Raw genomic sequence first — 22,981 nt, 5'->3', positions numbered from 1 at the left:
CGCGGCTCACGATCGTCGTGCGGTGAGTGAGGCTCAGAAGCAGCAGCGTACGCGGGCGCGGCGGACCCGGGAACAGGCCCGGCGTCCCGGATTGCCACCGTCCGGGCCTCTAACCTGGGGGACATGCACAACTGGCCGATCACCCTCGACGACGTCCGCGGCGCCCAGAAGATGCTCGCCGGGATCGCCCGGGTGACCCCGATGGAGGGCAGCCGGCACCTGTCCGGGCTGATCGGCGCGCCGGTCCACCTGAAGTGCGAGAACCTGCAGCGCACCGGCTCGTTCAAACTGCGCGGGGCGTACGTGCGGATCGCGGGACTCTCACCGGTGCAGCGGGCCGGCGGGGTGGTGGCGGCGAGCGCCGGGAACCACGCCCAGGGGGTGGCGCTGGCGGCCTCGCTGCTGGGGGTGCGTTCGACGGTGTTCATGCCGGTCGCCGCGCCGCTGCCGAAGGTCGCGGCCACCCGCGAGTACGGCGCCGACGTACGGCTGCACGGCGCCACCGTGGACGAGGCGCTGCAGGCCGCGCAGCGGTACGCGGACGCGACCGGCGCGGTGTTCATCCACCCCTTCGACCACTGGGACGTGGTCACCGGCCAGGCGACGGTCGGGCTGGAGATCCTGGAGCAGTGCCCCGAGGTGCGCACCATCCTGGTCGGGGTGGGCGGCGGCGGGCTGCTGGCCGGGATCGCGGCGGCGGTCAAGCCGCTGCGGCCGGACGTGCGGGTGGTCGGGGTGCAGGCGGCCGGCGCGGCCGCGTACCCGCCCTCGCTGGTGGCCGGGCGGCCGGTGTCGCTGGAGCACTTCGCCACCATGGCCGACGGGATCATGGTCGGGCGCCCGGGGGACATCCCCTTCGAGGTGGTCAACACGCTGGCGGACGGCATCCGTACGGTCTCCGAGGACGCGCTGTCGCGGGCCCTGCTGCTCGGCCTGGAGCGGCTGAAGCTGGTGGTCGAGCCGGCCGGGGCGGCCCCGATCGCGGCGCTGCTGGAGCAGCCGGACTCCTTCGAGGGCCCGGTGGTGGCGGTGCTGTCCGGCGGCAACATCGACCCGCAGCTGATGCAGCGGGTGCTGCGGCACGGGCTGGCGGCGGCCGGGCGCTACCTGTCGCTGCGGGTGCGGCTGGCGGACAAGCCGGGCTCGCTGGCGGACCTGCTGGGCGTGCTGACCAGGTTGGACGCCAACGTGCTGGACGTGGCGCACGTCCGGATCGACCCGAAGCTGGGGCTGACCGAGGTCGAGGTGGACCTGCACCTGGAGACCAAGGGCCCGGAGCACTGCGCGGCGGTGGTCGGCGAGCTACGGGACTCGGGGTACGTCGTCTCCGGCTAGCCGCCGGGTCTCCGGTCGGGGCGTCGATCGGGTGTCGTTCGGGCCGTCGGAGGGGCGTCGGGCGGGGCCGGTGGGGCGGGAGTGACCACCGGGTTTCCAGTTGCCGGTGGTTCGGGGCCTGATTGCCGGTCGTTGCTGCGGTGGGATGTCGGTTCTCCCTGGAACGATGGCGGAGCTGCATCCCTTGACGCGATATATCGCATCCTGGGAAGCTCGCGATACATCGCGTTCGAGTCCCGCGGGTCGAGAATCGGGTCGCCCGTGCGCCCGAAAGCGGGGCAAAGTGGGACAGATCGCTCCAGACGTCCGAGGAGATGAGGCAGGCCATGGCGCCAGCCATCCAAGCCGAGAACCTGGTGAAGACCTTCGGCGACGTACGAGCCCTGGACGGCGTCAGCCTCGACGTCCCCGAGGGCACGGTGCTCGGGCTGCTCGGCCCGAACGGCGCCGGGAAGACCACCACCGTGCGGGTCCTCACCACTCTGCTCCGCCCCGACTCCGGCCACGCGGTGGTCGCCGGCGTCGACGTGCTCAAGCACCCCGACCGGGTCCGCAGCCTGATCGGCCTGTCCGGTCAGTACGCGGCGGTCGACGAGTACCTGACCGGCTTCGAGAACCTCACGATGGTCGGCGAGCTCTACCAGATGAGCACCCGCGACGCGAAGGCCCGCGCGCTGGAGCTGCTGGAGTGGTTCAACCTGACCGAGGCCAAGGACCGCACCGCCAAGACCTACTCCGGCGGCATGCGCCGCCGCCTGGACCTCGCCGCCGCGCTGGTCGTCCGCCCGCCGGTGATGTTCCTGGACGAGCCGACCACCGGTCTCGACCCGCGCAACCGGCTCGGGCTCTGGGAGGTCATCGAGACCCTGGTCGAACAGGGCACCACGCTGCTGCTCACCACCCAGTACCTGGAGGAGGCCGACCGGCTCGCCCACGACATCGCGGTGGTCGACCAGGGCCGGGTGATCGCGCGCGGCACCGCCGACCAGCTCAAGGCCCAGATCGGCGGCGAGCGGATCGAGGTCGTGGTGCACGAGCCCGGCCTGGTCGCCGACGCCGTCGCGGCGCTGTCCGGCTACGCGCTGAGCGAGCCGGCGGTGGAGAAGAACACCCGCCGGATCACCCTGCCGATCAGCGGTGGCGCCCGGGTGCTCGCCGACGCCATCCGCGAACTGGACACCCGCGGGATCGAGATCGACGACATCGGGCTGCGCCGCCCGACCCTGGACGACGTCTTCCTCACCCTCACCGGCCACGTCGCCGAGCAGGCGGACCAGGAGGGCGGCGCCGACCCCAAGGGCCGGGGCGGCCGGGGCAAGGGCAAGGCCGACGACGCGGACGACGCCGGCAGCCGGGGGCCGGACAGGCAGGCCGTCGCGGCCGGGAAGGAGAGCTGAGATGAGCACCGCCACCGAGCACGCCATCGGCGCGCCGATGCCCAGACAGCGCCGGGGGCCGGCCGCTGCCCTGCACGACTCCTGGGTGGTCGCCAAGCGCAACCTGCGCCGGATGACCCGCATCCCGGAGATCGTCGTTTTCGGGCTGATGCAGCCGGTCATGTTCGTGCTGCTGTTCTCGTACGTCATGGGCGGGGCGATCAAGATCCCGGGGGCGGACTCCAGCTCTCACACGTACATCCAGTACCTGATGGCCGGCATCTTCGCCCAGACCGTCACCTTCGCCACCGCCGGGGCCTCGGCCGGCATCGCGGAGGACATGACCAAGGGCCTGGTGGACCGCTTCCGCTCACTGCCGATGGCCCGCTCGGCGGTGCTGGTCGGCCGCACCCTGGCGGACCTCGTCCAGACCGGGTTCATCGTGATCGTGCTGGGCCTGGTCGCGCTGCTGGTCGGCTGGCGGATCCACGACGGGGTGCTCAACGCGCTCGCCGCCTTCGGCCTGCTGCTCCTGTTCGGCTACGCCTTCTCCTGGATCGGCGCGTTGATCGGCCTGTCGGTGCGCAGCCCCGAGGCGGCCACCTCGGCCGGGCTGATCTGGCTGTTCCCGCTGACCTTCGTCTCCAACGCCTTCGTGCCGGTCACCTCGATGCCGGGCTGGCTGCAGGGGATCGCGTACTGGAACCCGTTCAGCGCCACCGTCCAGGCCTGCCGAGTGCTGTTCGGCAACCAGGTCGGGCCGGTGGACAGTGCCTGGCCGATGCAGCACGCGGCCCTGGTGTCGGTGCTGTGGTCGGTCGTGATCACGGCGGTGTTCTCGTGGCTGGCGGTGCGCAAGTACCGCTCGTCCACCGGCTGAGCCTGCACCGCCCGGACAACGGAAAGGGCGGCCGCGGAGTCAGTCGACTCCGCGGCCGCCCTCGGCCTCGTGGGGGGCGGATCAGCCGGCGTGCGGCACGACCTTGACGATCTTCACCATGGCCGGCTTGCCGTTCGGCAGGTCGTAGGTGGCCTCGTCACCGATCTGCTTGCCGTCGATCGCGCGGCCCAGCGGCGACTGCGGGGAGTAGACGTCCAGGTCGTCGGCGCCCGCGACCTCGCGGGAGGCGAGCAGGAACTCCATGAGGTCGTCCTCGTCGCCGTCGAAGGCGACCGTGACGACCATGCCCGGGGCCACCACGCCCGAGTCGGCCGGGGCCTCGCCGACCTTGGCGCGCTCCAGCAGCTGGGTCAGCTGGCGGATGCGCAGCTCGTACTTGCCCTGCTCCTCCTTCGCCGCGTGGTAGCCGGCGTTCTCCTTGAGGTCACCCTCCTCGCGCGCCGCCTCGATCTTCTGGGCGATCTCGATGCGCCAGGGCCCGGTCAGGTGATCCAGCTCGGCCTTGAGCTGGTCGTAACCGGCCTGAGTGAGCCAGGTCACGTTCTCGCTGGTCTGGGTCACGGGTGCTCCTCGTCGGTGCTGGGGCTGCGCTGAGCGTGTGGGTCGTCAGCAGGGTTGGTGGTGATATCGGTCTCAACTACAAAGCAACGCCCGCTCCCGTACCATCCGGTGCGGAAGGGGCGAAACCACGAGCCTAACAAGTCCTGCCGACAAGCGGGAGAGGCGCCGGCGCGCCATTGACGGTGGCGTTACGCCGCGGTGTACAGGATGGAGAGCGGGACCTTCTACGGATGCCCGCTCGCCCGATCGAATATGCGCCCCACCCGTATCCGCGCCACTCGTATGCGCCCCGCTCGGCTTGGGCTTACTGGGCTTGGGCTTGGGCTTACTCGGCTTGGGCTTACTTGGCGGGCGTGCAGCCCAGCAGTTCGGCGGTGGTGCCGCGCGACGTGGTGCGCAGGGTGACCGTCGCGTCGTAGCTGGAGCCTGCCGCCGGGACCGGGAAGTCGGCCACCCCGACCACCGCGTGGTCGTCGCCCTGCGAGCGGACCGTGCAGGTGCCGGCCTGTCCGTCGCTCTTGCTCACGGTGAGGTGCAGCTGCACCTCGGAGTCGGAGAGCACCTGGAAGGTCGGGACCGAGCCGTTGATCTTCGTCTCGCGCAGCAGGTAGGAGCCGCCCAGCCAGGCGATCAGTCCCAGGCCCAGCACGCCGCAGACCGCGCCGACCACCCTGAGGCGGCGGTCCGAGTCGCGGTTGCCGCCACGTCCGTAGCGTCCCTCGGGCAGCCGGGCGGCGGTGGTCTCTGCGGTCATCGGACTCTGTCCTCTCCTGGGGAGGGGCCGTGCGGGGTGGTGCGGGGAATGCGACGGACCTCCAGTCCGTCACTATAGGAGGGACACGCCCGCGGCCGGTCCGGCGGGGGCGGGGCTCGGCCGGGATCGGCGACTTCCGAAGGCCGGCCGGCCCCGCGGCGACGCGGTCCCGTAGTGAGCGGTTGGTGCCCGATGATGTGGAAGGAACGCAAGGCGTTGACTGAGCAGTTGCGACTGATGGCGGTGCACGCCCACCCGGACGACGAGTCCAGCAAGGGCGCGGCCACCATGGCCATGTACATCGAGCAGGGTGTGGACGTGCTCGTGGCCACCTGCACGGGGGGCGAGCGCGGGTCGGTACTCAACCCCAAGCTCCAGGGGGACCCGTACATCGAGGAGAACATCCACGAGGTGCGGCGCAAGGAGATGGACGAGGCGCGGGCGATCCTCGGCGTCAAGCAGGCCTGGCTGGGCTTCGTGGACTCCGGCCTGCCCGAGGGCGACCCGCTGCCGCCGCTGCCGGAGGGCTGCTTCGCCCTGCAGGACGTCAAGGAGGCGGCCGAGCCGCTGGTCCGGCTGATCCGCGAGTTCAAGCCGCAGGTCATCACGACCTACGACGAGAACGGCGGATACCCGCACCCCGACCACATCATGACCCACAAGATCACCATGCTGGCCTTCGACGCCGCGGGCGACCCGGACGCCTACCCCGAGGCCGGCGAGCCCTGGCAGCCGCTGAAGCTGTACTACAACCACGGCTTCCCGATGGGCCGCATCCGCGCTCTGCACCAGTACCTCACCGAGCACGGCCACGAGTCGCCGTACGGCGAGTGGATCGCGGGCTGGGAGAAGAGCGGCCGCAAGGAGCGCGAGATCACCACCCGGGTCCGCTGCGACGACTGGTTCGAGACCCGCGACCGCGCGCTGATCGCCCACGCCACCCAGATCGACCCGGACGGCCCGTGGTTCCGCGTCCCGCTGGACGTCCAGCGCGAGGTCTGGCCCACCGAGGACTACGAGCTCGCCCGTACCCTGGTCGACGTGGACCTGCCGGAGGACGACCTCTTCGCCGGCCTGCGCACCCCCACCCTGGCGGCCGAGGCCGCCGACACGCGCGACTGAACCACCCCCCGATGGCCCGGCTCCCCGTGAGCCGGGCCACCATAGAGATATGAGTGCCTCCGTGAACCTCCTCCACCTCGCCGCTGACCTCGCCGTCGACGACGCCAAGGTCACCCCCGGCCTCCTCGGCTTCGTCGTCTTCGCCGCCCTCGGCGTGGCGACCTGGTTCCTGGTCAAGTCCATGAACCGCCAGTTCAAGAAGGTCGACTTCGCGGAGGAGCCGGAGGCTCCGAAGGAGTGAGTCACCGGCGCCCCGCCGCCCGCTGATGCGCGAGGATGGGGGCATGCCGAACCGTCTCGCGGACGCGACCTCGCCGTACCTGCTGCAGCATGCCGAGAACCCGGTCGACTGGTGGCCCTGGGCGCCGGAGGCGTTCGAGGAGGCACGGCGGCGCGGAGTACCGGTGCTGCTGTCGGTCGGGTACGCCGCCTGCCACTGGTGCCACGTGATGGCGCACGAGAGCTTCGAGGACGCCGGGCTCGCCGGGTACCTGAACGAGCGCTTCGTCGCGGTCAAGGTGGACCGGGAGGAGCGCCCGGACGTCGACGCCGTGTACATGGAGGCGGTGCAGGCCGCGACCGGGCAGGGCGGGTGGCCGATGACGGTCTTCCTCACGCCCGACAAGGAGCCGTTCTACTTCGGCACGTACTTCCCGCCGCAGCCCCGGCACGGGATGCCGTCCTTCCGGCAGGTCCTGGAGGGCGTGGACGCCGCCTGGCGGGACCGCCGGCAGGAGGTCGGCGAGGTCGCCGGACGGATCCGCGCCGAGCTGGCCGAACGGGCCGCCGTCTACTCGGCCGGCACCCACAACCCGCCCGGCGAGGCCGACCTGCACCAGGCGCTGGTGACCCTCAGCCGGGAGTTCGACCAGGCGCGCGGCGGCTTCGGCGGCGCGCCCAAGTTCCCGCCGGCCATGGTGGTCGAGTTCCTGCTGCGCCACCACGCGCGCACCGGCTCCGAGGCAGCCCTGGAGATGGCCGTCCGCACCGGCGAGGCGATGGCCCGCGGCGGCATCCACGACCAGCTCGGCGGCGGCTTCGCCCGGTACGCCGTGGACGCCGGCTGGGTGGTGCCGCACTTCGAGAAGATGCTGTACGACAACGCCCTGCTGCTGCGTGCCTACCTGCACCTGTGGCGGGCGACCGGCTCGGCGCTCGCGCGGCGGGTCGCACTGTCCACAGCGGACTTCCTGCTGCGTGAACTCCGCACGCCCGAGGGCGCGTTCGCCTCCGCGCTGGACGCCGACAGCCTGGACGAGGAGACCGGGAAGCCCGCCGAGGGCGCCTACTACGCGTGGGAGCCCGGCCAGTTGGTCGACCTGCTCGGCCCCGCCGACGCGGCCACCGCCGCCCGGCTGTTCACCGTCACCGCCGAGGGCACCTTCGAGCACGGCACCTCCGTTCTCCAACTCCTCGCCGAACCCGAGGACTTCGCCGAGTACGAGGCGATCCGCGCCCGGCTGTCCGAAGCCCGTGCGGCGCGGCCCGCACCCGCCCGGGACGACAAGGTGGTCGCCGCCTGGAACGGCCTCGCCATCGCCGCGCTCGCCGAGACCGGCGCGCTGCTGGAGCGGCCCGACCTGGTCGAGGCCGCCGAACGCGCCGCCGACCTGCTGCTCGCCGTCCACCTCACCTCCGACGGCCGGCTCCTGCGCACATCCCGGGACGGCCGGGCCGGCGCCAACGCGGGCGTGCTGGAGGACTACGCGGACACCGCCGAGGGCTTCCTCGCGCTGTACGCCGTCACCGGCGAGGCGGAGTGGCTGCAACTGGCCGGCGGCCTGCTCGACACCATCCTCAAGCACTTCACCGACGAGGTTTCCGGCGCGCTCTACGACACCGCCGACGACGCCGAGGAGCTGATCCGCCGCCCGCAGGACCCGACCGACAACGCCACCCCGTCCGGCTGGACGGCCGCCGCCGGCGCCCTGCTCACCTACGCCGCGTACACCGGCTCCGATCGGCACCGGACGGCCGCCGAGCGGGCCCTCGGCGTCGTCGGCGCGCTCGCCGGGCGGGCACCGCGGTTCATCGGCTGGGGCCTCGCCGTGGCGGAGGCGCTGCTCGACGGGCCGCGCGAGGTCGCCGTGGTCGGCCCGGCCGGGGACCCGGCCACCGCCGCGCTGCGGCGGGCGGCACTGCTCGCGACGGCCCCGGGCGCGGTGGTCGCGGTGGGCGAGCCGGGGGAGACCGAGGTGCCGCTGCTGGCGGACCGGCCGCTGGTCGGCGGGGCGCCCGCGGCGTACGTCTGCCGGCACTTCGCCTGCGACGCGCCGACCACCGACCCGGCGGCGCTCGCGGAGCGGCTGGGTACGGCGGTCCGATAGCGGCGACCACGGGGCGAAGGGGGCTCGGCGCGGCGGCCGGATAATCGTTGGCGGGAGCGGACGGGCCGGGGCGACCATGGTCCATGACCTGGACTTTCAGTACCTCCCTCGACGATTTCCGCGCCCAGGCGGGTGCCTTTCTCGCCGCCCGCCCCGCCGAGAACACCGTCCTGCTCACCATTGCGCACCGGCTGGCCGAGTCCGGGCTGGACGTGTTCGGCGAGCCGCCGGTCTTCGGCTGGTGGCGGGCCGAGGAGGGCGGCCCGGTCGCGGGCGCCTTCCTGCAGACGCCGCCGTTCGACCCCCGGCTGTCCTTCCTGCCGGAGGCCGCGGCCGCCGAGCTGGCGGTCGAACTGGCCGCCGCCGGGGCCGGGTTCACGACGGTCAACGGGATCGGCGGGGGCGCCGGAGCGGTCCGCGCCTTCGCCGCCGCGTGGACGGCGGCCACCGGCGCCGAGCAGTCCGTCCGCTTCGAGGAACGGCTCTACCGGCTCGGCCGGCTGACCGACCCGCCGCGCCCGCCCACGGGCCGGCACCGCCTCGCCGAGCCGGCCGACCGCGAGCTGGCGATCCGCTGGTACGAGGAGTTCCGGGCCGAGGCCAAGGTCCGACTGCCGGACGTGCCGCGGGCGGTGGACGAGAAGACCGCGGCCGGCGGACTGCACCTGTGGGAGGACGGCGGCCGGCCGGTCGCGCTGGCCGGAACCAGTCCGGTGCTCGTCGGGATGTCCCGCATCGGCCCGGTCTACACCCCCGCCGAGCACCGCGGCCACGGCTACGGCAGCGCCGTCACGGCTGCCGCCTCGGCCCATGCGCTGACCTGCGGGGCCGACGAGGTGCTGCTGTACACGGACCTGGCCAACCCGACCAGCAACTCCATCTACCGGCAGATCGGGTACCTGCCGGTGGAGGACTGCCTGATCATGGACTTCCCGGCGCGGTAGGGGAGTTGCGGCGGCCGACGATCGCTCGCAGCCGGCCCCCGTCGGCGCCCGCCCGTCACTCCCAGTCCCAGCGGATCCCCAGGATGCACGGCCGCAGCGCGATGGCGACGAGATGGACGCAGTGGTGGCCGTCGAGGGTCAGCTCCTCGGTCTCGTACGGGGCTTCGCCCGGGGAGTGGAGGGCGAAGCGGTGGCAGCGCACGGGGAGGGCGGCGGGGTGGAAGGTGACCTGGAGGACGTACTGGCCGGCGCCGGAGTTGAAGCCGCGGACGTACTCGCAGCTGGGGTCCGGGGAGGGCGCGTCGTCGAAGCCGTAGCCGAGCAGGTGGGTGTCGCCCGCGCGTAGCCGGCGGTCGAGGAGCAGTTCGGCGGCGAGCAGGTGGTGGGCCTGGTCGCGGCGGATGCGGCCGGGGCGGCAGTTCTCCTCGGCCCGGACGCCGACGCGGGTGATGTCGCTGCCCGGGTCGCCCTGGTAGAGGGCGAGGTAGCGGTCGATGCCGTCGCGGTGAGCGCGCAGCGCGTGCTGGGAGTCGCGGCGGGCGAGTTGGCGGTCGGGGCCGATCCGGATGCGCTCGATGTGGGTGACGGTGTGCAGGCCGGTGTCGCGCGGCCCGGCGAGGGCGGAGAGCAGGTCGTCGACGGCGGCGGCGGGGGAGATCAGGTCGCGGTACGGCCGGACGGGTGGGCCGGCGGGCGCGGTGCCGACGGCGCGGCGGGGGCCGAGCAGCCGGGTGAGGGAGTGCTCGGGCAGGTCGAGGACGTTCTCCAGGGCTGCGACGGCGCGCAAAGACTCGGGGCGTTCGGGCCGGCGGCGGCCCTGCTGCCAGTAACTGAGGCTGGTGAGACCGACATTGACGCCGCGCAGCGCGAGGTGGCGGCGGATCCGGTGCAGCGCGAGGCCCCGGACGGCGATGGCGGTGCGCAGGGCGAGGTGGAACGGGCCGGTGCGCAGGGCGGCGGCGAGGTCGGCTGGGTCGCTTCGGTGGATGGCGGCCTCCTGAGGCGCGGACGGACCGGCTTTTGACCGTGAATATTCACATCGGTACGGCGGTTTGTCACCGGTCCGCGCCTGCTGCGCGGGGGTTTCCCGGGCGGCGTTCACATCCGCGCCCGGCCGTTCACACTCCGACCCGGGCCCGTCCGAAGGCCGTTGACCCGCCTGCGGTCAGGCGCGATGCTCGGGGCGCGATCCGGACCGCGCCCCCACACAGCACCTCGCTCCACTCGTGCAAGGAGGCATTCCCCCATGCCAGTTCCACGGATACGGCTGCGCCGCGCGGTCTCGCTGCTCGCCCTCGGCGTGCTGGGCCCGGCGCTCACCGCCGCGGTGGCCGCGCCCGCGATCGCCGCCCCCGCCCAGGACCGGGCCCCACACCAGGTCCGCCAGGCCGCGGCGCCCGGCAGCACGGCCGATCTGGCCGGCACGTACAAGAAGCTCAACATCACCATGCAGCAGCAACAGCAGACCAACTGGTGCTGGGCGGCGAGCGGGAACACCATCGCCACCTGGTTCGGCTACAACTACAGCCAGAACCAGTTCTGCAACGCCGCGTTCGGCCGCGCCTCCGACTCCGGCTGCCCCAACAGCCAGGCCACGCTGGCCGATGTGCAGAACGGGCTGGACTGGGTCGGCATCAACCCGGGCTCGTACGTCACCGGCTACCTGCGCTACAGCACCGTGCAGGCCGAGGTGGACGCCAACCGGCCGGTCGAGACCCGCATCCAGTGGAGCTCCGGTGGCGGGCACATGCACGTCCTCTACGGCTACGACACCGGGAACAACTGGGTCTACTGGGGCGACCCGTGGCCGTCCAACTACCGCTACAACTGGGCGGATTACTGGTACTACGTGAACAACGACACGTTCTCGTGGACCCACTCCCTGTACCGGATCGGCGCGTGAGGGCGACCATGACCGAGAGCCGTAACCTCCGTCGGGCCGCCGTCGGCGCCCTGCTCACCGCCGGCCTCGCGCTGGCGCTCGCCCCGGCCGCGCATGCCGCCGCCCCCGGGTCGGCCGCCCCGGCCCCAGCGCCGGTGCCCGCCGCCGAGCTCGACCAGGCCCGCAGCGCGGTCCTGGACCCGGCCGTCCTCGACAAGGTCGGCCACTTCTTCGCCCGCAAGGGCGTCCCGCCGACCCAGCAGCTGACCCTCGGTGCCGCCGAGGAGGCGCGGGTGGCGAGCGCGTCCGCGCCGCGGCTGGCCGGCGACACCGTGCCGGTGTACGTCCTGGACGCCGGCTTCGCGGCCGGCACCCCGGGCGCACCGGTGGCGAAGGCCGAGTTCACCGCCAGCAAGGTGGTCGCGGCGGACGGGCAGACCGCCTCGGTCTGGACGGTCCGGCAGGGCGAGGCCTGGCGGGTGGTGAACATCGCCTCCGGCGGCGACGAGAGCGACTACGCGGCGAAGGCGGCGAGCGGCGGCGGCACCGCCTTCCGCGAGCCGCAGGTCAACGCCTGGTACGTGCTGCGCGACGGCCGGGTGCTGCCGCTGGACGACGAGGCCCGGCGCTCGGTGGGCGCGGACGGGGTGACGCTGGCCGCGTACCAGCAGCTGGTCCACCAGCGGTACGGGGACAAGCTGCCCGGCTCGGCGTACGACCGGGCGGGCAAGGGCGGCGGCTACCAGGCGGACGCCGCAGCCGGCACCGCGGACGCCGCCGCGGACGCCGCCGTGCAGCAGGTGGCCGCGCCGGAACCGGCGGCGGAGTCGGCTACGGGCGGCGGCGCGGCGCTGCCGGCCGTGACGGCGGTCGCGGCCCTCGGCGCCACCGCGCTGGCGGGCGCGGGCGCCGTCCTGCGGCGGAGGACGGGCGTCCGCCGCGGGTGAGGGGGAGCGGGGCCCGGCCGAGCGGCCCGGGCCCCGCTGCCTGTCCCCTCTTACCGCGACCGCTCACACTCCGGTTACCGCGACCGCTCACACCCCGGCGAAGCCGCTCTCCAGCATCGCGAAGGTGCGGTCGACCAGGTCCGCGATGTCCTCCCGGCCCCCGCCGGCGGCCCACTGCAGCAGGGCTTCGGCGGTGGCGGCGGCGATGGCGGCGGAGGTGACCCGCATCTCGTACGTGGGCTCCTCGACGCCGGCCCGCCGGGTGAGCACGGTGAGGAACAGCACCTGCGGGTTGTTGCTGCTCCGGTGCAGTCCGGCCCGCAGCGCGGGGACCTCGGTGACGAGCCGCATCCGGGTGTACAGCTCGTCGCGCTCGTGCTGGAGCAGTTCGCGGATCAGGCCGATCATGGCTTCCCGGCAGGAGGTGAGGAAGGGCTCGTCGGCGGGCCGCTCCAGCAGGGCGGCGATCACCGCCGGGTCGTACTCGTCGGAGAGGACCAGGTCCTCCTTGGTGGCGAAGTACCGGAAGAAGGTGGACGGCGAGACCTCGGCGGCGGCGGAGATCTGCTCCACCGTGGTGTTCTCGTAGCCCTGCTCGGAGAAGAGCCGGTAGGCCTCACGGCGGATGCTCTGGCGGGTCTTCAGCTTCTTGCGCTCGCGCAGCGACGTCGGGGCGTCCGGGAGGGCCGCGGCCGGTTGCTGGGGAGTCATGCGTCCGATTGTCCGTGATCTCCGGTGCCGGTCGAGGTGGCGGCAGCGGGCTCCGTGGGCATCCGGGCCGCTAGCAGCGGACCTCCAGGGCTCCCAGCCGGGAGTTTCTGTCAAATGACAGTAACTCTCAAAAGATGGTCACCGTCAATATGATGGTGCTGTCATCGCACGTACGCTCCGTGATGTGTCCTGTAAGTGCTGCTTCCACACAAGGAATTGACGCAACGTTGATCTGTCGTTCGCCCCCCGTGGGCAGTCGGGAGTGACTGACGGTAGATACCATGTGGCAATCGGTCAGTGCTGGCCGACGCGTGCCGAGAGCGGAGAAGGGGTGGGGCGGCAGGCGCCGACCACGAGCCCGGCACCGGGGAAAGGGGAGCCGAAGTGGCCGACACGGACGACAAGCAGGCGAGCGCCCAGGTGTGGGGTGCGGCGGTGGTGGTGGCCTCCGCGCTGGCCGTGGTCGCGGCTTATCTGATCAACGGGGCCCTGTTGGTCCTGGGGGTCGCCGGGATCGAGACCGTGTTGCTCATGGTCTACGTCGGCCGTCGCTGGCGCGCCCAGCACGGTCGGCCCTCCCCGGTTCGGCACCGCCCGCGCCGCGGCATCCCGGACGCCGCGCACTGCGAGCGCTGCCGCCGGGCCCGGGAGGCACTGGACGCCCGGCAGTCGCGCGGCCGCTCGGCCCGGACGGTTCGGCCGGAGCCGATGGCGCGGGAGTCGTCGGCGTCGGAGTCGTCAGCGCCGACGCGCGCGGGAGCCCAGGGGCACCCGGCGGAGCACGGGCAGCACGAGAGTCACGAGCACCAGGAACCCGGCCTCCGGCCGGAGGCCGGCGCGGCCGACCGCCAGCCGTACGCGCGCCGCCCGCAGGGCCGGGCGCCGTACGAGCGGCCCTGGACGGCCGAACGGGCGGCCGCCCGGTCCGTGGACCGTTCGACCGCCCGTCGGGGGGCGCCGGGTTCAGCCGGCCGTGCTGTACGCCACCAGTGAGACGCCGATGTACTGCACGATGAACGCCCCGAGGGTGAAGGCGTGGAACACCTCGTGGAAGCCGAACCAGCGCGGTGAGGGGTTGGGCCGCTTGAGCCCGTACACCACGCCGCCGATGCTGTAGAGCACCCCGCCGACGATCATCAGCACCAGGACGGCCACCCCGCCGGTGTGCAGGAAGTCCGGCAGGAAGAACGCGGCGGCCCAGCCCAGCGCGAGGTATACCGGCGTGTACAGCCAGCGCGGCGCGCCGACCCAGAACACCCGGAACGCGATCCCGGCGAGCGCGCCGCCCCAGACCGCCCAGAGCAGCAGTTGCTGGTTCGCGCCCTTGAGCAGCAGCATCGTGAACGGCGTGTAGGTGCCCGCGATGATCAGGAAGATGTTCGCGTGGTCCAGCCGGCGCAGCACGGCGTCGCCGCGCGGTCCCCAGTTGAAGCGGTGGTACACCGCGCTGACCCCGAACAGCAGCCAGGCGCTGACCGAGTAGATCGCGCAGGCGATCTTGGCGGGCGTGGAGTCGGCCAGGCAGATCAGCACGATCCCGGCGGCCACCGTGGCGGGGAACATCGCGGCGTGCAGCCAGCCGCGCCACTTGGGCTTGCTCTCCCTGTTCTCGGCAGGGCCCTCCGCGAGGCTCTCAGCGAGCGCAGCAGCAGTCATGGGCAGCATGTTACCGGCGACCTACGGATCCGTAGGTTACTCGCGCGTAGGAAGTGGCGATCATCACTCTTGGACGTTTTGGAGTATTTGGAGTGTGGCCCCGCGCACTCCGTCCGGGGCGTGAGCGACCTGTTACCGATGGGTAACCGTACTTACAGTAGTAAAAGATGCGTCAATTTCGACGCTTCGGGGCGTTCCGGCCTTGAGCCCGGAGCTACGCTGCAAGCACCCTCAGACCCCCGCAACGCCGTCTCTTCGCCGAGATGGCGTGAAACGGAGCGATCGTGTCGTACGAGATCTCTGCTCTCAGCGCATCCGCGCCCACCCACCACAAGCAGCTGCTGGCTTGGGTGAGCGAGATCGCCGAGCTCACCCAGCCGGACCGCATCGAGTGGTGCGACGGTTCCGAGGACGAGTACCACCGCCTCGCGGACCTGCTGGTGGCGCAGGGCACCTTCAAGAAGCTCGACGAGGAGAAGCGCCCCAACTCCTACTACGCCGCCTCGGACCCGACCGACGTCGCGCGCGTGGAGGACCGCACCTACATCTGCTCCGAGCAGGAGAAGGACGCCGGACCGACCAACAACTGGAAGGCCCCCGCCGAGATGCGGGCCGTCTTCCAGGGCGAGCAGGGCCTGTTCCGCGGCGCGATGAAGGGCCGCACGATGTACGTCGTGCCCTTCTCGATGGGCCCGGTCGGCTCCCCGCTGGCCGCGTACGGCGTCGAGATCACCGACTCCGCCTACGTTGCCGTGTCGATGCGCGTGATGACCCGCATGGGCCAGGCCGTGCTGGACCAGCTCGGCGAGGACGGCGACTTCGTCAAGGCCGTGCACACCGTCGGCGCCCCGCTCGCCGAGGGCGAGGCCGACGTGGCGTGGCCGTGCAACAGCACCAAGTACATCTCGCACTTCCCGGAGACCAAGGAGATCTGGTCCTTCGGCTCGGGCTACGGCGGCAACGCCCTGCTCGGCAAGAAGTGCTACGCGCTGCGCATCGCCTCGACCATGGCCCGTGACGAGGGCTGGCTGGCCGAGCACATGCTCATCCTGAAGCTCACCCCGCCGAACGGCGAGGCCAAGTACGTCGCGGCCGCCTTCCCGTCGGCCTGCGGCAAGACCAACCTGGCCATGCTCCAGCCGACCGTCCCGGGCTGGAAGGTCGAGACGATCGGCGACGACATCGCCTGGATGCGCTTCGGCGCCGACGGCCGCCTCTACGCCATCAACCCCGAGGCCGGCTTCTTCGGCGTCGCCCCCGGCACCGGCGTGGACACCAACGCCAACGCCATCGAGACCCTCTGGGGCAACACCGTCTTCACCAACGTCGCCCTCACCGACGACGGCGACGTGTGGTGGGAGGGCCTCACCGAGGAGCCCCCGGCGCACCTGACCGACTGGCGCGGCAACGACTGGACCCCCGAGTCCGGCACCCCGGCCGCCCACCCGAACGCCCGCTTCGCCGTCCCGGCCGCGCAGTGCCCGACCATCGCCCCCGAGTGGGAGGACCCGGCGGGCGTGCCGATCTCGGCGATCCTGTTCGGCGGCCGCCGCGCCACCGCAGTCCCGCTGGTGACCGAGTCCTTCGACTGGCAGCACGGCGTCTTCCTCGGCGCCAACATCGCCTCCGAGAAGACCGCCGCCGCCGAGGGCACCGTCGGCGAGCTGCGCCGCGACCCGTTCGCGATGCTGCCGTTCTGCGGCTACAACATGGGTGACTACTTCGCCCACTGGCTGAAGGTCGGCGCCCAGGCGGACGCCGCCAAGCTGCCGAAGATCTACTACGTCAACTGGTTCCGCAAGAACGCCGAGGGCGCCTTCGTGTGGCCCGGCTACGGCGAGAACAGCCGCGTGCTCAAGTGGATCGTCGAGCGCCTGGAGGGCACCGGCGAGGGTGTCGAGACCCCGATCGGCGTGCTGCCGACCGTCGAGGGCTTCGACCTCGGCGACCTGAAGCTGACCCAGGACGACCTCGACCTGCTCTTCACCGTGGACGCCGACATCTGGCGCCAGGAGGCCGCCCTCGTGCCGGCCCACCTGGAGACCTTCGGCGACCACACCCCGAAGGAGCTGTGGGACGAGTACCGGAACCTCGTCGCGCGCCTCGGCTGAGCCTGAGCCTCAACCGAGCGAGAGGTGGGCGCGCGGCACGAACCGCGCGCCCGCCGATGCGACAGGACGGCCGGAGTTCCTCCGGACGATCTTTCCCCGACCAAGGAGATCGTCCGGACCGGGACTCCGGCCGTAGTGCTGTCCGGGCCCGGGCGCCGATCCGCGCCGGGGCCGTCAGGGCAGGACCAGGATCAGAGCGCCTTGGCGTTGACGATGGTCCAGTACTTGTTCCAGCCCAGGCCGCCACGCCACTGCCGGACCGGCGCGCCGTTGTCCAGGCGGTAGTCGGCGACCTCCAGGTAGCTCATGGAGTTCCAGTTGATCAGGCCGACCTCCTTCGGGCCGGTCTGGACCTCGCCGGCACTGCCCAGCTCCCAGGCCTGGTTGTCGCCGCCGGTGCAGTCCCACTGGCGGGCCGGGGCGCCGTCCTCGGTGCTCCAGTCGGCGATCTCCAGGCACTTGCCCGAGTTCCGGTTACGCAGGAAGTACGCGGCCTTGCCGGGCGCCTGGATCATGTCGAAGAGCTGGTTGGTGCCGCCGGTGCAGTCCCACTGGCGGGCCGGGGCGCCGTTGGCGGTGCTCCAGTCGGCGATCTCCAGGCACTTGCCGCTGTTGGAGTTGACGAACGGGCTGGCCTTCGGAATCTGCAGGCCACCGAGGGCCGAGGCCGGCGTGGCCGGCAGGGCGGTGGTCAACGCGATGGCGGCGACGGAGACGGCCGCGGCGGCGCGGGCACGGGTGAGCGGAATGCGGATGGTCAAGGCGGACCGGTCCCTTGCGGAGGAGTGGGGGCAGGGGAGCGGAGCCTTCCGGGCGGTTGAGCGCTCCGGTGTCCGCGTCGGCCCGGGCCCCGGCATACTGCCGACCGGCCCGTTCCCCCTACGGCCCGGAGAGGAGCCCGGGCCGCCGACGCGCGGGAATCATATGGTCCGCCCGGTGGTCCGTGGTTAAAGGAGAGGTCAAGGCTGGGCGTAGCCGCTGAGGAAGTCGCCGATGCGGGTCACGGCGTCGGTGATCTCCTCGGGGCGGGGCAGGGTGACCACCCGGAAGTGGTCCGGCTCGGGCCAGTTGAAGCCGGTGCCCTGGACCAGCAGGATGCGCTGGGAGCGCAGCAGGTCGAGGACCATCTGGGCGTCGTCCTTGATCTTGTGGACCTTCGGGTCCAGCCGGGGGAACGCGTACAGGGCGCCCTTGGGCTTGACGCAGCTGACGCCGGGGATCTGGTTCAGCAGCTCGTACGCGGCGTCGCGCGAGGCGAGCAGGCGTCCGCCGGGCAGCACCAGGTCGCGGACCGACTGCCGGCCGCCGAGCGCGGCGGCCACCGCGTGCTGGGCGGGCATGTTGGCGCACAGCCGCATCGAGGCGAGCACGGTGAGGCCCTCGATGTAGCTGCGGGCCCGGGACCGGTCGCCGGACAGCACCATCCAGCCGGAGCGGAAGCCCGCGACGCGGTAGGCCTTGGACAGGCCGTTGAAGGTGACGCAGAAGAGGTCCGGGGCCAGGGTGGCCAGCGGGATGTGCTCGACGTCGTCGTAGAGGATCTTGTCGTAGATCTCGTCCGCGTAGACCACCAGGTTGTGCCGACGGGCGATCTCGACGATGCCGTCCAGCACCTCGCGCGGGTAGACCGCGCCGGTCGGGTTGTTCGGGTTGATCACCACGATGGCCCTGGTCCGGTCGGTGACCTTGGCCTCGATGTCGGCGAGGTCCGGGTACCACTCGGACTGCTCGTCGCAGCGGTAGTGCACGGCGGTGCCGCCGGCCAGCGAGACCGAGGCGGTCCACAGCGGGTAGTCCGGCGCCGGGACGAGCACCTCGTCGCCGTCGTCCAGCAGCGCGGTCATGGCGAGCTGGATCAGCTCGGAGACGCCGTTGCCGAGGAAGACGTCGTCGACGGAGAGTCCGTGCAGCCCGCGGTCCTCGTAGTGCATGACCACCGCGCGGCGGGCGGAGAGCAGGCCCTTGGAGTCGCCGTACCCGTGCGCGTTCGCGAGGTTGCGCAGGATGTCCTGGAGGATCTCCGGGGGAGCCTCGAAGCCGAAGGCGGCCGGGTTGCCGGTGTTGAGCTTGAGGATGCGGTGGCCCTGTTCCTCCAGCCGCATCGCCTCGTCGAGCACCGGGCCACGGATGTCGTAGCAGACATTGGCGAGCTTGCTGGACTGGATGACCTGCATGCCTGCCTACTTTAGGGGTACGGACGACCCCTGCGGCGGCTCTCCGGGAAGGTGCTCCGGAGGGCTCGGTAGGGGCTCCTTGGATCGGCAGGCGGGGGCCTCGGCGGGCCTTCCAAAGGGGGAGCGCGGTGTCCGGAATGCTCCCGTACGCGAGGAACGCGGGCGGGTCGTGCCCCGGAACGAGACGGACGGCACATCGGACGGCGACAGACGCCGGCGGACGGCGGACCGGACCGCCCGCCGGACGGCACCCCGCTCGGCGCGGGAGGATGGGGCCGGTGCGTCGATCGAGGAGGGGGTGCGCCGGTGGTGCCGGTCGTGGTCGCGGCGGTGCTGGTCGGTCTCCTGGCGGCTCCGCCGCTGCGCGGGCTGGTCGCCCGGTTCGCGGTGCCGGAGGGCGAACCGTGGCGTGAGGCCTGCCCGACCTGCGGGCGCGCGGCGCGCCTGCTGCCGCCGACCGGGCGCTGCCCGGGCTGCCGGGAGCGGCTGGGCGCGGGCCCGTGGTCGGTGGAGTCGGTCGCGGCGGCGGTCGCCGTCGCGGTGGCGTACGCGGCGCACGGGCCGGTGGCCGCGGCGCTGGGCTGGGCGGCCGCGCTCGGGGTGGCGCTCGGTTTCGTCGACGCGCGGGTGCGCCGGCTGCCGTACCGGCTGACGCTGCCGCTGCTCGGTGGGGTGGCCGCGCTGCTGGTGGTGGCGGCGCTGGCCGAGGGGCGCACGGGGGTGCTGCTGCGCTGTCTGCTGGCGGCGCTGACGGTCGGTGCGGTGCTCGAACTGGCCGTCTGGGCCCGGGCGTTGGGGCCCGGGGACTCCCCGCTCGGGTTCACGCTGGGTGGACTGCTCGGCTGGTACGGCTGGTCGGTGGCGCTCGGCGGGATGGTCGCCGCGGTGGTGCTGGCCGGTCTCTGGGCAGTGCTGCGGGCCGTCGCCGCCCTGGTCCGCCGGCGCCCGGTGCGCGGACTCGACGTCCCGGTGGGCCCGTTCCTGCTGCTCGGCGCGCTCACGGCGGTGCTGGCCGGGTAGCCCTTCCGGGCGTCGGCGGACGCGGCAGGGCCCGCCGTACCGGAGTGGTACGACGGGCCCCGCCGCCGGCGCGCGGCCCCACCCTCAAGGAGCGGCGCGCCGGGGAAGGTGAGTTCTTACGGCATCTTGTGGACGAACGGGCCGACCGCGTCGGAGAACGCGTTGCCGTTGGCGGCGTCCCAGTTGGTCGACCAGGTCATCGCGCCGCGGATGGTCGGCCACTTGGCCGGCGGTACGAAGCTGCCGCAGTTGTTGCCGGTGGCCAGGCAGTCCAGCGCGTTGTTCACCACGGTCGGCGGGACGTAGCCGCCGCCCGCCGCCTTGCTCGAGGCCGGCACGCCGATGCCGACCTGGTCCGGCCGCAGACCGCCCTGGATGTGGGTGCAGACCTGGGAGGTGATGAAGTCGACGGTGCCCTGGTTGTAGACCTTGCCGTCGCAGCCGTTCATGCCACCCGAGTTGTAGAACTGGGTGTTGACGACGGTGAGGATGTCCTTGGTCTTCAGCGCCAGCTGGAAGTAGGCGCCGGAGGTGCTGTATATCCCGATGGTCTCGGGCGCCATGGTCAGGACGAAGCCGGCGCCGACCTTGGCCTGCAGGGCGTGCAGGGCGTCGCCGAGCGGGCCGGCCTGGACGCCGTTCTCCAGGTCGACGTCGATGCCGTCGAAGCCGTAGTCCTTGATGATCGCGTAGGCGCTGTTGGCGAAGTTGGCGCCGGCGGTGGCGTCCCCGACGGTGATCGCGCCGTTCTGGCCGCCGATGGAGAGGACGACCTTCTTGCCGGCCGCCTGCTTGGCCTTGATGTCGGCGCGGAACTGGGCGTCCGTGTAGCCGCCGAGCGCCTTGGACAGGCCCGGGTCCAGGGCGAAGCTGATCGCGCCGGTCCGGGTCGGCACGGCGTCGGCGAAGGAGACCGCGATGATGTCGTACGCGTTCTGGACGTCGCTCAGGCGCTGCGGGGTCGAGTTGTTGTCGAAGTTCTGCCAGTAGCCGGTGACCGCGTGCGCCGGCAGGCCGGTGGCCGGCGGGGTGGTGCCGGACGCCGTGGCGGTGGGAGTCGGGGTCGCCGTCCGGGTGGGCGTGGCGGTGGCCGTGGGGGAGGCGGTGGCCGTCGCGGTCGGCGTGGCGGTCGGGGACGCGGTCGGCGACGGGGTGCCGGTGCCGCCGGGGCCGATCAGCGCGACGTCGTCGGCGAGGTAGGCGCTCTGCCCGTACCAGCCGTGTAGGTAGACGGTGACGCTGGTGGCGTTCGCCCCGGTGGTGAAGGTGGTGGACAGCTGGTTCCAGCTGTTCTGGTTCGACCAGGCGGACGGGTCGGTGCCGCCGGTGCCGCGCGCGCCGAGGTAGACGTACGGGCCCTGGACCCAGGCGCTCAGCGTGTAGCTGGTGTTGGGCAGCACGCTGACGGTCTGGGTGCACTCGGCGGTGTCGCCGGCGCCCGGGGTGGCCTGCAGCGCGCCGGTGCCGGAGTGGGCCGGCGAGGAGACGGCGGTCGCGGCGCCGGTGCAGCTCCAGCCGCCCAGCCCGCCGTCGAAGCCGCCGTTGGTGACCAGGTTTCCGACCGCCGCGCTGGCACCGCCGGCGAAGAGGGCGAGGCCGCCGCCGGCCAGGGCGAGGGCGGTTGCACCGGCCGCGACGGCCGGGAGAGGGCTGCGCCGGCGCTTGTGCGAGGGCTGGTTCAGCGTACGGGCCATGGGGTGGCGCTCCTGGGGGAGGAGCGGCCGCCGCGGTGGGGGTCGCGGCGGCCGCGTGTGGGGGGAGGGGAGGTCCGAAGTGAGCCTGGGGGAGGGGGGCCGGAGGAGGGTCGTTCCGTCCCGGGTCACAAGCTGGACTAGACCATTGCTGGTCGTCAAGCATCGGACGGACGGCTTACGGTTCCGTTAAGGATCCGGAGACCGTTCCGTGTCCGCACCGCTCCGGCTTCCGCATGGCTGCCGCACCACTCCCGAGCGGCTCCCGAACGGCTCCCGCACGGCTCCCGAGCGGCCCCCGTACGCCCCCTCGCGACCCCCGACACGCCCGTCGCGACAGACTTCGTACAGGACCGTGACCAGGCCGCTACCTGCGGCTTTACCGTGTGCCTGCGTGCCGGAGTAGGCTGCGCCGGGGCGGTGACGCACCAGCTGAACGAGCACGGAGGGGTCCGGGAACCATGGGTCTGCGCGATGTCGCCGAACGGACGCCGGGGCTGCGCACCCTGCTGGGCGGGATGTACGGGCTCTACGGCCGCCGGGTCGAGGTCCACCTCGCGCGCACCCCGCACCACATCGGCGTGATCCTGGACGGCAACCGCCGCTGGGCCAAGGCCACCGGCGGCTCCACCGCGTACGGACACCAGCGCGGCGCCGACAAGATCACCGAGTTCCTCGGCTGGTGCGACGAGACCCACGTCAAGGTCGTCACCCTCTGGATGCTCTCCACCGACAACCTGGACCGCCCGGCCGACGAGCTGGTCCCGCTGCTCGGCATCATCGAGGACGCCGTCACCGGCCTCGCCGCCGCCCGCCGCTGGAAGGTCCACCCGGTCGGCGCGCTGGACCTGCTCCCGCAGCACACCGCCGACGTGCTCAAGCGCGCCGCCGACGAGACTGCCGACATCGACGGCATCACGGTCAATGTCGCGGTCGGCTACGGCGGCCGGCACGAGATCGCCGACGCCGTCCGCTCGCTGCTCCAGGAGCAGGCCGGCCGCGGCACCTCGATCGAGGAACTGGCCGAGATCCTGACCGTCGAGCACATCTCCGAGCACCTCTACACCCGCAACCAGCCCGACCCGGACCTGATCATCCGTACCTCGGGCGAGCAGCGGTTGTCCGGTTTCCTGCTCTGGCAGAGCGCGCACAGCGAGTTCTACTTCTGCGAGGCGTACTGGCCGGCCTTCCGCAAGGTCGACTTCCTGCGCGCCCTGCGGGCGTTCGAGCAGCGCAACCGGCGGATGGGTCTGTAGTCCCGGCCCTACGTGCCCGTGGGGCCGGGGCCCCGCTCGCCGGCCCCAGGGCGAAGTGACCGCCGTAGGGCTGGCCTACCCGGCTGCCACACGAGGCCAAACGTTCACCGGCAATGATCCGTCAGTTCGCCGGGGGCGTGAATGCACCGCCCCCCGCCTGGGAATACTCCAGTCAGTCCGGTTCCGAGGCCACCGGGGCAGCGGGGACCGGCT

21 protein-coding genes are annotated in these 22,981 nt (G+C 72.4%); 13 read left to right on the top strand and 8 right to left on the bottom strand.

What is annotated here, in order from left to right; genetic code table 11:
• The first annotated feature begins 123 nt into the window (after positions 1 to 123).
• From ilvA to ACIBEC_RS06965, 3 genes are all read left to right on the top strand, one after another.
• Positions 124 to 1,335, top strand: coding sequence for a threonine ammonia-lyase (gene ilvA / locus ACIBEC_RS06975; protein WP_360506451.1), 1,212 nt, complete (start codon positions 124 to 126; stop codon positions 1,333 to 1,335).
• Between the two features lie 326 nt (positions 1,336 to 1,661).
• Positions 1,662 to 2,732, top strand: a complete 1,071-nt coding sequence (locus ACIBEC_RS06970; protein WP_360506454.1) for an ATP-binding cassette domain-containing protein — start codon at positions 1,662 to 1,664, stop codon at positions 2,730 to 2,732.
• A 1-nt stretch (position 2,733) separates the two neighbouring features.
• Positions 2,734 to 3,591, top strand: coding sequence for an ABC transporter permease (locus ACIBEC_RS06965; protein ID WP_360506457.1), 858 nt, complete (start codon positions 2,734 to 2,736; stop codon positions 3,589 to 3,591).
• A gap of 81 nt (positions 3,592 to 3,672) precedes the next feature.
• Here the strand turns inward: ACIBEC_RS06965 and greA are convergent, their stop codons facing one another.
• On the bottom strand, positions 3,673 to 4,173 hold the full coding sequence (gene greA, locus ACIBEC_RS06960) for a transcription elongation factor GreA (protein WP_030055385.1): 501 nt from the start codon (positions 4,171 to 4,173) through the stop codon (positions 3,673 to 3,675).
• A 340-nt stretch (positions 4,174 to 4,513) separates the two neighbouring features.
• Complete coding sequence (locus ACIBEC_RS06955) at positions 4,514 to 4,927, bottom strand: DUF4307 domain-containing protein (RefSeq protein WP_360506461.1); 414 nt, start codon at positions 4,925 to 4,927, stop codon at positions 4,514 to 4,516.
• 216 nt (positions 4,928 to 5,143) lie between these two features.
• Between ACIBEC_RS06955 and mca the strand changes: the two genes are divergently transcribed.
• The 4 genes from mca (at position 5,144) to ACIBEC_RS06935 (ending at position 9,320) form a co-directional block, all read left to right on the top strand.
• Positions 5,144 to 6,049: a mycothiol conjugate amidase Mca gene (gene mca / locus ACIBEC_RS06950; protein WP_360506463.1), complete on the top strand. Its 906-nt coding sequence runs from the start codon at positions 5,144 to 5,146 to the stop codon at positions 6,047 to 6,049.
• Between the two features lie 49 nt (positions 6,050 to 6,098).
• The gene (locus ACIBEC_RS06945) at positions 6,099 to 6,290 is read left to right on the top strand and encodes a hypothetical protein (protein ID WP_360506466.1); all 192 of its coding nucleotides are present in this window, start codon (positions 6,099 to 6,101) and stop codon (positions 6,288 to 6,290) included.
• Between the two features lie 43 nt (positions 6,291 to 6,333).
• A complete protein-coding gene (locus tag ACIBEC_RS06940; protein WP_360506468.1) occupies positions 6,334 to 8,376 on the top strand; it encodes a thioredoxin domain-containing protein in 2,043 nt (680 codons plus the stop codon).
• 83 nt (positions 8,377 to 8,459) lie between these two features.
• Positions 8,460 to 9,320, top strand: coding sequence for a GNAT family N-acetyltransferase (locus ACIBEC_RS06935; RefSeq protein WP_360506471.1), 861 nt, complete (start codon positions 8,460 to 8,462; stop codon positions 9,318 to 9,320).
• A gap of 55 nt (positions 9,321 to 9,375) precedes the next feature.
• Here ACIBEC_RS06935 and ACIBEC_RS06930 read toward each other — a convergent pair whose 3' ends face one another.
• Entirely contained in the window at positions 9,376 to 10,308 is a 933-nt protein-coding gene (locus ACIBEC_RS06930; RefSeq protein WP_360506575.1) for a hypothetical protein, read from the bottom strand.
• Positions 10,309 to 10,566: 258 nt separating this feature from the next.
• Between ACIBEC_RS06930 and ACIBEC_RS06925 the strand changes: the two genes are divergently transcribed.
• Both ACIBEC_RS06925 and ACIBEC_RS06920 read left to right on the top strand, forming a co-directional pair.
• Positions 10,567 to 11,223, top strand: a complete 657-nt coding sequence (locus tag ACIBEC_RS06925) for a papain-like cysteine protease family protein (RefSeq protein ID WP_360506474.1) — start codon at positions 10,567 to 10,569, stop codon at positions 11,221 to 11,223.
• An 8-nt stretch (positions 11,224 to 11,231) separates the two neighbouring features.
• Complete coding sequence (locus tag ACIBEC_RS06920; RefSeq protein ID WP_360506477.1) at positions 11,232 to 12,149, top strand: hypothetical protein; 918 nt, start codon at positions 11,232 to 11,234, stop codon at positions 12,147 to 12,149.
• An 87-nt stretch (positions 12,150 to 12,236) separates the two neighbouring features.
• On the opposite strand, the gene ACIBEC_RS06915 is transcribed toward ACIBEC_RS06920, so the two are convergent.
• On the bottom strand, positions 12,237 to 12,860 hold the full coding sequence (locus ACIBEC_RS06915; RefSeq protein ID WP_360506480.1) for a TetR family transcriptional regulator: 624 nt from the start codon (positions 12,858 to 12,860) through the stop codon (positions 12,237 to 12,239).
• 384 nt (positions 12,861 to 13,244) lie between these two features.
• On the opposite strand from ACIBEC_RS06915, the gene ACIBEC_RS06910 reads away from it, so the two are divergent.
• The gene (locus ACIBEC_RS06910; RefSeq protein WP_360506482.1) at positions 13,245 to 13,853 is read left to right on the top strand and encodes a hypothetical protein; all 609 of its coding nucleotides are present in this window, start codon (positions 13,245 to 13,247) and stop codon (positions 13,851 to 13,853) included.
• On the opposite strand, the gene ACIBEC_RS06905 is transcribed toward ACIBEC_RS06910, so the two are convergent.
• Positions 13,824 to 14,516, bottom strand: a complete 693-nt coding sequence (locus ACIBEC_RS06905) for a hemolysin III family protein (RefSeq protein WP_360506485.1) — start codon at positions 14,514 to 14,516, stop codon at positions 13,824 to 13,826. The two genes, ACIBEC_RS06910 and ACIBEC_RS06905, sit on opposite strands and share 30 nt — an antisense overlap.
• A gap of 284 nt (positions 14,517 to 14,800) precedes the next feature.
• On the opposite strand from ACIBEC_RS06905, the gene ACIBEC_RS06900 reads away from it, so the two are divergent.
• Positions 14,801 to 16,627 carry a phosphoenolpyruvate carboxykinase (GTP) gene (locus tag ACIBEC_RS06900; protein WP_360506488.1) on the top strand — a complete coding sequence of 609 codons (1,827 nt, stop codon included), beginning with the start codon at positions 14,801 to 14,803 and terminating at the stop codon, positions 16,625 to 16,627.
• A 191-nt stretch (positions 16,628 to 16,818) separates the two neighbouring features.
• Here the strand turns inward: ACIBEC_RS06900 and ACIBEC_RS06895 are convergent, their stop codons facing one another.
• Entirely contained in the window at positions 16,819 to 17,388 is a 570-nt protein-coding gene (locus tag ACIBEC_RS06895) for an RICIN domain-containing protein (RefSeq protein WP_360506491.1), read from the bottom strand.
• Between the two features lie 198 nt (positions 17,389 to 17,586).
• Positions 17,587 to 18,801, bottom strand: a complete 1,215-nt coding sequence (locus ACIBEC_RS06890) for a pyridoxal phosphate-dependent aminotransferase (RefSeq protein WP_360506494.1) — start codon at positions 18,799 to 18,801, stop codon at positions 17,587 to 17,589.
• A 306-nt stretch (positions 18,802 to 19,107) separates the two neighbouring features.
• On the opposite strand from ACIBEC_RS06890, the gene ACIBEC_RS06885 reads away from it, so the two are divergent.
• Positions 19,108 to 19,821 carry a prepilin peptidase gene (locus tag ACIBEC_RS06885; RefSeq protein ID WP_360506497.1) on the top strand — a complete coding sequence of 238 codons (714 nt, stop codon included), beginning with the start codon at positions 19,108 to 19,110 and terminating at the stop codon, positions 19,819 to 19,821.
• 116 nt (positions 19,822 to 19,937) lie between these two features.
• On the opposite strand, the gene ACIBEC_RS06880 is transcribed toward ACIBEC_RS06885, so the two are convergent.
• The gene (locus ACIBEC_RS06880; protein ID WP_360506499.1) at positions 19,938 to 21,515 is read right to left on the bottom strand and encodes a carbohydrate binding domain-containing protein; all 1,578 of its coding nucleotides are present in this window, start codon (positions 21,513 to 21,515) and stop codon (positions 19,938 to 19,940) included.
• Positions 21,516 to 21,973: 458 nt separating this feature from the next.
• Here ACIBEC_RS06880 and ACIBEC_RS06875 point away from each other — a divergent pair, with 458 nt between their 5' ends.
• Positions 21,974 to 22,768 (top strand): isoprenyl transferase, encoded by a 795-nt coding sequence (locus ACIBEC_RS06875; RefSeq protein ID WP_360506502.1) that lies wholly within the window; start codon positions 21,974 to 21,976, stop codon positions 22,766 to 22,768.
• The last annotated feature ends 213 nt before the right edge of the window (positions 22,769 to 22,981 follow it).

This window comes from Kitasatospora sp. NPDC051164 (genome assembly GCF_044455625.1).
GTDB lineage: Bacteria > Actinomycetota > Actinomycetes > Streptomycetales > Streptomycetaceae > Kitasatospora.
The sequence above is the reverse complement of the archived record's forward strand: the minus strand, read 5'-3'. Positions and strand labels throughout refer to the sequence as shown.